Consider the following 10,518-nt stretch of genomic DNA (forward strand, 5'->3'; position numbering starts at 1 on the left):
CACCAGGATTCTGCTGCCGCTGTTCACGAAGATGGCCATGTGTGTTCGTCACTCCCGTCGAGGGTGTCCCGCCGCTGTCAGTTCGCGGCCGCGAGCTCGGCGGCCCTGGCGGCGGCGCCGTCCATGGTGTCCACCTGCTGCACGGCCGGGTGGGCGCGCCTGGTGAGGATCTCGCGGCCCAGCTCGGCGTTGTTGCCGTCCAGGCGCACGACCAGCGGCTTGCCGAGCTGGTCGAAGCCCTCGTCGCCGCTGCGGCCCTCCAGCATGTCCAGGGCCTGGACGATCCCGTTGGCCACCGCGTCGCAGGCGGTGATGCCGCCGAAGACGTTGACCAGGACGCTCCGGACCGAGGGGTCGCCCAGGATGATCTCCAGACCGTTGGCCATGACCTCGGCCGAGGCGCCGCCGCCGATGTCCAGGAAGTTGGCCGGGCGCACCCCACCGTGCGCCCCGCCCGCGTGGGCGACCACGTCCAGGGTGGACATGACCAGGCCCGCGCCGTTGCCGATGACGCCGACCTCGCCGTCGAGCCTGACGTAGTTCAGGCCCCGGTCCCTGGCCAGGCGCTCGCGCTCGTCGGTGTCGGCGCCGTCGGTGAACGGGGTCCGCTCGGGGTGGCGGAAGGCGGCGTTCCCGTCCAGGGTGACCTTGCCGTCCAGGGCGATGATCCGCCCGTCGGCCGTGCGGACCAGGGGGTTGACCTCGACGAGGGTGGCGTCCTCCCCGACGGCGACCTCCCAGAGCCGCGTGATCACCTGGGCCGCGCAGTCGCGCACCTCCTCGGGCAGCCCCGCCGCACGGCAGATCGCGAGGGCGGCCCCGTGGTCCACCCCCTCGGGGCCGACCGGGGTGCGCACGACCGCCTCGGGCCGGGTCCGGGCGACCTCCTCGATGTCCATGCCGCCCTCGGCGGAGCAGATGGACAGAAAGGTGCGGTTCGCACGGTCCAGCAGGAAGGAGAAGTAGTACTCCTCCGCGATGTCGGAGGCCTCCTCGACCAGGACACGGTGGACCGTGTGGCCCTTGATGTCCATGCCGAGGATCTGCTCGGCCTTGGCCCGGGCGTCCTCGGAGCCCTCGGCGACCTTGACGCCGCCGGCCTTGCCGCGACCCCCGGCCTTGACCTGCGCCTTGACCACCACCCGGTGGCCGATCCGTCCGGCCGCCAGCTGGACCTGTTCGGGGGTGTCCGCGATCTCGCCCTCGACGAGGGGGACGCCGTACTCGCCGAAGAGCTGTTTGGCCTCGTACTCGTGCAGATCCACCGGGCCTCCTCACGTGCGTGGTTCTCGGTCACCTCCAGTGTTACGCCATACTGTATGCAGTATGCAATAGCCCTTGAGGCAGAAATGTGTCCCCGGTCACCCCTTTTCAGATCGGCGTGCTCTTTGCATACTGCATACAAGAAGGAGGTGTCGTCATGCGCAGCCGCCAGGCCCCCGATCAGCCCCCCTCCACCCGTCCCTCCGCCCGCCACTCCCCCGAGGAGGTACGCGACTGGCGCGGCAGGAGCTACGCCGTGGGCCCCTCGGCCCGCTCGCTCACCGGCCGGTCCCGCCGCGTGATCCTGCTCCGCGCGCTGACCGCCGCGGCGGCGGTCGGCGGACTCCAGTTCGGCTACGGCGCCGCGGTCCCCTCGCTGGTGGCCGCGCACGGCTGGTCCCCCGCCCAGGCGCTGGTCCCGTTCCTGGTGTGGACCCTGGCGCAGGGCGCCTGCGCACCGGTGCTGCACCGGCTCCGGGCCCGGGGAGCGGTGCGGGCCGGACCGGCCGTCCAGGCGGGCGCGCTGCTGTGCGCCGCCGCCCTGGTCACGCTCGGTGTCTTCCCGTCGCTCCCCGCCGCCGTCCTGGGCTACGGCCTCCTGGGCGGCCTGGGCGCGGGGCTGGTCTACCACTCCTGCACGCACCTGGTGGACGGCTGGTTCCCGGACCGGCGCACCGTGCGCTCGGGGGCCGTGGGCGGCGCCTTCGCCCTGGGCTGGGTGCCCCTCCTGCCCGCCGTCGCGGTCGGCGCGTCCCCCTCCGCCCTGCCCGCGGCCTGCGGGGCGCTCGCCCTGCTGGTCGCGGCTCTGGGACTGGTGGGCGGCGCGAGGCAGCGGTCGGCCCCGCCCCGGTGGTGGCCGCCCGGCTCCGACCCGCGCGCGAGCGCGCTGCTGGCGGGCGCCGACCCCCCGTGGGCGCGCGACCTCACCCCGGCCCAGGCGTGGTCCTCCGGCCGCTCCCTGCCGCTCCTGCACGCGGTGGTCGCGCTGTCCGGGGCGAGCGGGCTGTTCACCCTCGCGGCGCTGCCCGTCCTCCTGGTCGGCGGCGGCCACCCGGGCGCCGTGGTCGCCCTGGCCGTGACGGTCTTCGCCGCGGGCAGCGGCCTGGGACGGCTGGCCGCGGGCGCCGCCGCCGAGCGGACCGGCCGCAGGCGCACCCTCACCGCCCTGCTGGCCGCCGGAGCGCTCGCCCAGGCTGGCCTGGCCGCCGCCGTCCCGACCGGGCAGACCGCCGCGCTGGCGCTCCTGGCGCTGGTGGCGGGCGCGTGCACCGGCTCCTGCTACCCGCTGACCCGGGCGATCACCGAGGGCCACTTCGGGCCGCGGTGGACCGCCGACATCCACGGCCTGGTCTACAGCTCCAAGGCGGTCGGCGGCCTGATCGGGGTCGGCGGGGCCGCGCTGTTCCTGGCCCTGGCACCGGTCTCCGCGTGGCCCGCGGGCCTGGCCGCGTCCGGCGCGCTCTGCGCCGCGGCGGCCGTCCTGGCGGCCCTGCTCAGGCGTCCGCTTCCGGTCCGGACCACACCCGCCCCACACGGGGTCTGGACAGCGACGCGGCACCGTGCTCCAATGTGATGCACACGGTATACAGTATCCCGCCTACAGAACACGGTCGCACCACAGAAGCCACCGAAGGACACATCCCGCACACCGCATACCCGCACGAAAGGGGTCGGCGTACCGATGGCCGACAAGGCAACCAGCGAGTCCACCAGCAGCGAGAAGACCACGATCTCCGGCGGCCACCTGGTCGCCAAGGCCCTCAAGGCCGAGGGGATCGACGTCATCTTCACGCTCTGCGGCGGACACATCATCGACATCTACGACGGATGCGCCGACGAGGGCATCGACGTGGTCGACGTGCGACACGAGCAGGTCGCCGCGCACGCCGCCGACGGCTACGCCCGCATCACCGGCAAGCCCGGGTGCGCCGTCGTGACCGCCGGACCGGGGACCACCGACGCGGTCACCGGCATCGCCAACGCCTACCGCGCGGAGAGCCCGATGCTGGTCATCGGCGGTCAGGGCGCCCTGAGCCAGCACAAGATGGGCTCGCTCCAGGACCTCCCGCACGTGGACATGATCAACCCGATCTCCAAGTTCGCCGCCACCGTGCCGCACACCGAGCGGGTGGCCGACCTGGTCTCGATGGCCTTCCGCGAGGCCAACAGCGGTGCCCCCGGCCCGGCCTTCCTGGAGATCCCCCGGGACGTCCTGGACGCCGAGGTGCCCCTGGAGCGGGCGCGCGTCCCCGCCAAGGGCCGCTACCGCGCCTCCACCCGGCAGGCGGGCGACCCCGCCGCGATCGAGCGGCTCGCCGACCTGATCGTGCGCTCCGAGCGGCCCAGCATCCTGCTCGGCAACCAGGTGTGGACCACCCGGGCCACGCAGTCCGCCACCGACCTGGTGCGCGCGCTCAACATCCCCGCCTACATGAACGGCGCGGGCCGGGGCACCCTGCCGCCCGGCGACCCGCACCACTTCCAGCTCTCCCGGCGCTACGCCTTCACCAACTCCGACCTGATCATCATCGTCGGCACCCCCTTCGACTTCCGGATGGGCTACGGCAAGCGCCTCTCGCCCACCGCCACGGTGGTGCAGATCGACCTCAACTACGCCACCGTCGGCAAGAACCGCGACGTGGACCTGGGGATGGTCGGGGACGCCGACGTGATCCTGTCCTCGGTGCTCCAGGCGACCTCGGGCTACGGGGACAACGGCGCCCAGAGCCGCAAGACCTGGATGGAGGAGCTGCGCAACCAGGAGCAGGCCGCGCTGGACAAGCGCGCGCACCTGCTCACCTCCGACTCCACGCCCATCCACCCCTACCGGCTGGTCAGCGAGATCAACCAGTTCCTCACCGAGGACTCCATCTACGTCGGCGACGGCGGCGACGTCGTCACCTTCTCCGGCCAGGTGGTCCAGCCCCGCTCGCCCGGCCACTGGATGGACCCGGGCCCGCTCGGCACCCTGGGCGTGGGCATCCCGTTCGTGATGGCGGCCAAGTACGCCCGGCCGGACAAGGAGGTGGTGGCCCTCTTCGGCGACGGCGCGTTCAGCCTGACCGGCTGGGACTTCGAGACCCTGGTCCGGTTCGACCTGCCCTTCGTCGGCATCGTGGGCAACAACTCCTCGATGAACCAGATCCGCTACGGCCAGATCGCCAAGTACGGCGCGGACCGGGGCGAGATCGGCAACACCCTGGGCGACGTCAACTACGCCGAGTTCGCCCGGATGCTGGGCGGCCACGGTGAGGAGGTCCGGGACCCGGCGGACATCGCCCCGGCGCTGCGCCGCGCCCGCGAGTCCGGCAAGCCCTCGCTCGTCAACGTCTGGATCGACCCCGAGGTCTACGCCCCGGGGACGATGAACCAGACCATGTACAAGTAGCGCGGATCAGGAAGGGAAGAGTCATGGGCAAGGCACTCGACGGGGTCCGCGTCCTGGACATGACCCACGTCCAGTCGGGCCCGTCGGCGACGCAGATACTCGCCTGGATGGGCGCCGACGTGGTCAAGGTGGAGGCGGTCACGGGTGACATCACCCGGCGCCAGCTCCGGGACAAGCCCGGTGTGGACAGCCTCTACTTCACGATGCTCAACTCCAACAAGCGGAGCATCACCCTCAACACCAAGAACCCCCGGGGCAAGGAGATCTTCCTGGACCTGGTGCGCCGCAGCGACGTGCTGGTGGAGAACTTCGCCCCCGGCGCGCTGGACCGCATGGGCTTCACCTGGGAGGTGCTCGCCGAGGCCAACCCGCGGCTGGTCTACGCCTCCATCAAGGGGTTCGGTCCCGGCGCCTACGCCGACTTCAAGGCCTACGAGGTGATCGCCCAGGCGATGGGCGGCTCCATGAGCACCACCGGGTTCGAGGAGGGCCCGCCGCTGGCGACGGGCGCCCAGATCGGTGACTCGGGCACGGGAATGCATACAGTAGCCGGTATCCTCGCCGCGCTGTACCAGCGCACCAGCACCGGCCGGGGCCAGCGCGTCCAGGTCGCCATGCAGGACGCGGTGCTCAACCTGTGCCGGGTCAAGCTGCGCGACCAGCAGCGCCTGGCGCACGGACCGCTGGCGGAGTACCCCAACGACGACTTCGGCGACGAGGTCCCGCGTTCCGGCAACGCCTCCGGCGGAGGCCAGCCCGGCTGGGCCGTGCGCACCTCCCCCGGCGGCCCCAACGACTACGTGTACGTCATCGTCCAGCCCACCGGCTGGGAGCCGATCACCCGGCTCATCGGCCGCCCCGAGCTGGCCGAGGACCCCGAGTGGGCCACTCCCGAGTCCCGGCTGGACAAGCTCGACAAGGTGTTCGCCCTCATCGAGGAGTGGGCTATCCAGATCCCCAAGTGGGACGTGCTGGCCGCGCTGAACGCGCACAACATCCCCTGCGGGCCGATCATGTCCACCCGCGAGATCATCGACGACCCCACCCTGCGGGCCAACGGGGTCGTCACCACCGTCGAGCACCCCGAGCGGGGCTCCTACGACACGGTGTCCTCGCCGATCCGGCTCTCGGACTCACCGGTGGACGTCGTCCGCTCCCCGCTGCTCGGCGAGCACAACGCCGACGTCTACGGCGGCGAACTGGGGCTGTCCGACGAGGACCTGGCCGAACTCGCATCGAACGGAGTGATCTGAACACATGGCCGCTTACACCCCCGACCGCCCCGACCACGACCGCGCCGCGGTCCGCGAGGTGCTCGACCGCGCCAGGGCCGAGGGCCGGACCGCCCTCACCGCCCCCGAGGGCCGCGTCCTCGCCGACGCCTACGGCATCCCCGTCCCGGGCGAGGCGCTGGCGCACTCCGCCGAGGAGGCCGCCGAACTCGCCGGCGAGCTCGGCCTGCCGGTCGTCGCCAAGATCGTCTCCCCCGACATCCTGCACAAGACCGACGCGGGCGGCGTCGAGGTCGGCCTGGACAGCGCCGAGAAGGTCGCCGAGGCCTACCACCGCATCACCGCCAACGCCCTGGCCCACACCCCCGGCGCGCGCGTCGACGGCGTCCAGATCCAGCAGCAGGTCGGCGGCGGGCCGGAGGTCGAGGTCCTCGTCGGCGCGACCACCGACCCCACCTTCGGCAAGATCGTGGTCTTCGGCCTGGGCGGCGTCCTGGTCGAGGTCCTGCGCGACGTCACCTTCCGGATGGCCCCGGTCTCCCGCGGGGAGGCGCTGACCCAGATCGACGACATCCGCGCGGCCGAGATCCTGCGCGGCGTGCGCGGCCGCCCCGCCGTGGACCGGGAGCGGCTGGCCGACGTGGTCAGCAGGCTGTCGGACCTGGTCACCGACTTCCCCGAGATCGCCGAGGCCGACCTCAACCCGGTCTTCGCCGGACCGGCCTCCGCCGTGGCCGCCGACCTGCGCTTCGTCCTGGACTTCGCGCCCGCCGAGCCGCCCATGCGGTTCGAGCGCGACGAGATCCTCGCCGCGATGAACCGGGTCTTCAAACCGCGGTCGATCGCGATCGTCGGCGCCTCGAACGAGCCCGGCAAGATCGGCCACTCCGTCATCAAGAACATCGTCGACGGCGGGTACGCGGGCGAGGTGTACCCGGTCAACCCCAAGTCCCCCGAGGTGTACGGCCGCACGGCCTACGCGAGCGTCCTCGACATCCCCGGCGAGGTCGACGTGGCGGTCTTCGCGATCCCCGCGAAGTTCGTGGCGGGCGCGCTGGAGGAGGTCGGCGCCAAGGGGGCCGCCGCGGCGGTCCTCATCCCCTCCGGGTTCGCCGAGACCGGCGAGCAGGAACTCCAGGACGAGGTGCTCGCCGTCGCCCGCAGGCACGGCGTACGCCTGCTCGGGCCCAACATCTACGGCTACTACTACACGCCCGAGAAGCTGTCGGCGACGTTCTGCACCCCCTACGACGTCAGCGGCGGCACCGCCCTGACCTCGCAGTCGGGCGGGATCGGCATGGCCATCCTCGGCTACAGCCGCAGCACGAGCACCGGCGTCTCGGCCATCGTCGGCGTCGGCAACAAGGCCGACATCGACGAGGACGACCTGCTCACCTTCTTCGGCCAGGACGAGAACACCAACGCCATCGCCATGCACCTGGAGGACCTCAAGGACGGCCGCGCCTTCGTCGAGGCCGCCCGCGAGGTCGTGCCGCACAAGCCCGTCATCGTGCTCAAGGCCGGGCGCACCGCCGCCGGGGCGCGCGCGGCCGGGTCGCACACCGGCGCGCTGGCGGGCGACGACAAGGTCTACGACGACATCCTGCGCCAGGCGGGTGTGGTCCGGGCCCCCGGACTCAACGAACTGCTGGAGTTCGGCCGCGCGCTGCCGGTCCTGCCCACCCCCAAGGGCGAGAACGTCGTCATCATCACCGGCGCGGGCGGGTCGGGCGTGCTGCTCTCCGACGCGGTCGTGGACAACGGGATGAGCCTCTACGAGATCCCGCCGGACCTGGACGCCTCGTTCCGGGCCTTCATCCCGCCCTTCGGCGCCGCCGGGAACCCGGTGGACATCACCGGCGGCGAGCCGCCCTCCACCTACGAGGCCACGATCCGCCTGGGCCTGGAGGACGAGCGGGTGCACTCGCTCATCCTGGGCTACTGGCACACCATCATCACCCCGCCGATGGTCTTCGCGAAGGTGGTCGCCGACGTGGTGGCCGAGGCCAGGGCCAAGGGGATCGACAAGCCCGTGGTCGCCTCGCTCTCGGGTGACACCGAGGTCGAGGAGGCCTCGCGGTACCTGTTCGACCACGGCGTCGTGGCCTTCCCCTACACCACCGAGAAGCCGGTGCAGATTCTCGGCGCGAAGTATCGCTGGGCCCGCGCCGCGGGACTACTCTGACCCAGTGCCCGGTCGGTGCTCCGGCCCCGACCGGGCCCCGTACCAACGCGCACCACCCCTGAACCCGGCGGCCATGGAGCCGCCGCCACACGGCCGCCGGGACCCCCACCGCGCAACACAGCCACTGCGCCGCGGTGACCTCGCTCGTGCGTCCGGCAGAGAGGAGTCCGCACCACCCGGGGGCGCCATGCCAGCAACCAGCTCGCATCCGCACAGCCCACAGGGAGTTCCCAACCATGGATTCCTCACACCCCGAGACCGGCGGCACGCCCGAACCGGTCCGCCAGTCCCCCACCGACGCACAGCCACCCTTCGTCCCCGCCCAGAGGCAGACCCCTCCCCCCGAGGCCGAGGCCGCCTCCACCGCGACCGCCCCCGGCGGCGCTCCGCCCGAGGAGCGCGTGTGGAAGGCGGGCCGGCTGGAGCCGATGCCCATCCGCCCCCTTCCCAAGGCGCCGCCCTCGATCCACATCCTGGGCCCCACCGTGTTCCTCGTCGCCCTCGGCGTGGGCATGGGCGAGTCCTACATGTGGCCGAGGCTGGTCCTCGTCTTCGGCCCCGAGATCCGCTGGCTGTTCCTGGTCGGCGTCACCCTCCAGGCCGTGGTCATGCTGGAGATGTCGCGCTACGCGATGGCCACCGGGGAGAGCATCTTCTACGGTGCCGCGCGCGTGTTCAAACCACTCATGTGGTTCTTCTTCATCACGGCGATGATGGTCTACATCTGGCCGGGACACCTCTCCGCGGGCGCCTCGGCCTTCGAACGGGTGACCGGCATCCCGTGGCAGGTGACAGCGGTCGCCGGGATGCTCCTGGTCGGTGTGGTGTTCACACTGGCGAAGGTCATCTACAACCTGCTGGAGAACGTGCTGTCGATCTGCATCGGCGTGCTGGTGGTCGGCAGCGCCGTGATCGCGGCGATCGTGGGCGACCTGTCCGACCTGACGTCCACCCTCAGCGGGATGTTCGCGTTCGGCTACCTGCCGGAGGAGGCCACCACGGCCCTCTGGTTCCCCGTGATCGTCGGCTCCATCGCCTTCGCCGGACCCTCCGGCATGCAGCAGATGTGGTACACCCTGCACCTGCGTGACAAGGGCGCCGGGATGGGCTCGCACATCCCCAAGATCCGGGGCCTGCGGCACGCGGACGAGCAGGAGACCATGCCCACGCGCGGTTTCATGTTCGACACCTCCGACGCCGCGGAGATGGAGAAGTGGAAGGGCTGGCGGCGCTGGGTCACCTTCGACGCGATGGTCCTGTTCTGGGGCATCACGATGCTGGTGACGATCTCCTTCACCGTGCTGGCCCAGGCCTCGGCCCGCTTCGACCCGAACGTGACCGACCTGCTGCGCGACGGCGACCGCGACGCCGCCCTGGACGCCATGGCGGCCTCCTTCTCGGCGGCCGGAAGCCCGATCCTGGGCACGGTGTTCTTCTGCTTCATCGCGCTCATCGGCCTCAACGCCACGCTGGGGCTGTTCGACTCCTTCTCGCGCGGCCAGGCCGACATGACCTTCAACTTCGTGCCGGGTGCCAAGAAGATCGGCATGTCGAAGCTGTACGCCCTCTTCCTGTGGGGCCTGATCGTCTTCGGCATCGTCATCCTGCTCTTCGGCCCCGCCGACGGCCCGACGGCGATCCTGGACGTGCTGGCCTTCCTGTCCGCGTTCGCGATGGGCGCCTACTGCGTGGTGCTGCTGCTGGTCAACAACATCACCCTGCCCAAGCCGATCCGGCCGGGCATCCTCTCCAACGCCGTCATCGCCTTCGCGGCGGTGTTCTACCTCGGCGCCCTGTTCTACTCGCTGTTCGCCTTCGGGGTCGTGATCGACTGATGAGCGCCCAGGACACCCTCCCCAGGGGGAGGCCCCTGCTCGACCACGTGGAGATCACGCTGCCGGGCGCGCTGATCGGCCTGGTGGCCGCCCTGTTCGCCACGGCCGTCGCGGTGATGGCCGGACTGTCCCCGGGGGTCACCCTCGCCCTCGCGGCCGGACTGGGGGTGCCCCTGGCCCTGTTCGGCGCCGGGTACTGCGTGCTGCTGGCACGCGGTGTCTTCCAGGTCGGCGCGGTGGCGCCCATGGCGCTGTACTGGCTGGTGGGGTTCCCGCTCGCCCGGCTGATCGACTCCTACGCCGTGGCGTGGGCGCTCGGCGACGACACCGTGCTGGGGGAGCCGCTCCTGTCCTTCCTGGCCCTCCAGGCGATGCTGAGTCTGGGGTTCACGATCGGCTTCCTGTGGCTCCATGAGAGGATCGCGCCGCACTGGCTGCTCCGCGTCCGGGGCCACAACCCCGTGGCGGCGTCCCTGGTCGAACGCTATCTGGAGCACGCCGTCCACCTCGACCGGCGGCGGAGCGGCTCCCGCCGCGGCGCCCCTCGGCCCCCGTCGCCCTGAGCGGCGCGGTGCCGCTCCCGTAACGACGGCGAGGGGGAGGGGAGACAAGGGG

At 71.8% G+C, this 10,518-nt stretch carries 7 protein-coding genes; 6 read left to right on the forward strand and 1 reads right to left on the reverse strand.

The features are described from left to right. Positions 1-77 precede the first annotated feature (77 nt). On the reverse strand, positions 78-1,265 hold the full coding sequence (sucC, locus tag ACSIH6_RS38520; RefSeq protein ID WP_435113680.1) for an ADP-forming succinate--CoA ligase subunit beta: 1,188 nt from the start codon (positions 1,263-1,265) through the stop codon (positions 78-80). Between the two features lie 155 nt (positions 1,266-1,420). On the opposite strand from sucC, the gene ACSIH6_RS38525 reads away from it, so the two are divergent. The 6 genes from ACSIH6_RS38525 to ACSIH6_RS38550 all read left to right on the forward strand — a co-directional run bounded on the left by ACSIH6_RS38525 (position 1,421) and on the right by ACSIH6_RS38550 (position 10,466). After that, positions 1,421-2,836, forward strand: coding sequence for an MFS transporter (locus ACSIH6_RS38525; protein ID WP_435113682.1), 1,416 nt, complete (start codon positions 1,421-1,423; stop codon positions 2,834-2,836). Between the two features lie 108 nt (positions 2,837-2,944). Continuing rightward, entirely contained in the window at positions 2,945-4,651 is a 1,707-nt protein-coding gene (locus ACSIH6_RS38530) for a thiamine pyrophosphate-binding protein (protein ID WP_435113684.1), read from the forward strand. Positions 4,652-4,674: 23 nt separating this feature from the next. Beyond that, on the forward strand, positions 4,675-5,904 hold the full coding sequence (gene frc / locus ACSIH6_RS38535) for a formyl-CoA transferase (RefSeq protein ID WP_435113686.1): 1,230 nt from the start codon (positions 4,675-4,677) through the stop codon (positions 5,902-5,904). A gap of 4 nt (positions 5,905-5,908) precedes the next feature. After that, on the forward strand, positions 5,909-8,068 hold the full coding sequence (locus ACSIH6_RS38540) for an acetate--CoA ligase family protein (protein ID WP_435113689.1): 2,160 nt from the start codon (positions 5,909-5,911) through the stop codon (positions 8,066-8,068). 236 nt (positions 8,069-8,304) lie between these two features. Next, positions 8,305-9,903, forward strand: a complete 1,599-nt coding sequence (locus tag ACSIH6_RS38545) for an Nramp family divalent metal transporter (RefSeq protein ID WP_435113691.1) — start codon at positions 8,305-8,307, stop codon at positions 9,901-9,903. Beyond that, positions 9,903-10,466 carry a hypothetical protein gene (locus ACSIH6_RS38550; protein ID WP_435113693.1) on the forward strand — a complete coding sequence of 188 codons (564 nt, stop codon included), beginning with the start codon at positions 9,903-9,905 and terminating at the stop codon, positions 10,464-10,466. Before ACSIH6_RS38545 ends, ACSIH6_RS38550 begins: the two co-directional genes overlap by 1 nt. Positions 10,467-10,518: the final 52 nt, after the last annotated feature.

It is taken from the genome of Nocardiopsis synnemataformans (genome assembly GCF_965343085.1).
Taxonomy (GTDB): Bacteria; Actinomycetota; Actinomycetes; order Streptosporangiales; family Streptosporangiaceae; genus Nocardiopsis; species Nocardiopsis alborubida.